Below are 500 nucleotides of genomic sequence, written 5' to 3'. Positions count from 1 at the left end.
GCGCCGTTACCGGGTATCGGGGCATATATGTCGAGGCGAACGCTATCTCGCCGGACCGGGCGCGGCGTATCGCTGCACTGCTGCCCGGTGCGCAGGTGGTGGACGGAGCAATCATCGGCCCACCACCCAGCCACCCGGGCTCTACCCGGCTTTATGTGTCCGGCGACACCGGCCAGGTACCGGAATTGTTCGACGGTACAGCGCTGGACGTGGTCAGGCTGGCCGGCGGAATCGGCCAAGCTTCCGCGTTGAAAATGGCTTATGCCTCCTACCAAAAAGCCAGCCGGGTCTTGGCCGCCGTCGCGCACGCCTTGGCCGGCGCGCACGGTGTCGACGACTACCTCAGGCATGAGGCGGATCTGCTGCGCAGTTTTCCGTTGGCCGACGTCGACCAGTTCCCCGAGGTGGCGGCCAAGGCCTGGCGATGGGCACCGGAGATGCTCGACGTTGCCGAAGCTCTCAATGCCGCAGCGCTTCCCACCGGGTTGGCGCTCGGTGCC

General features: G+C 66.6%; 1 protein-coding gene. It reads left to right on the top strand.

Features of this window, described 5'->3' with window-relative positions; all coding sequences use genetic code 11:
- Nucleotides 1–500 (top strand): DUF1932 domain-containing protein (locus F6Q13_RS20205; RefSeq protein ID WP_293060216.1); only part of this gene is annotated, 500 nt, incomplete at both ends.

The sequence above is a fragment of the Mycobacterium sp. genome, from assembly GCF_008709575.1.
In the GTDB taxonomy this organism is placed as follows: Bacteria; Actinomycetota; Actinomycetes; order Mycobacteriales; family Mycobacteriaceae; genus Mycobacterium.
This window is presented reverse-complemented; position numbering and strand designations above follow the sequence as displayed.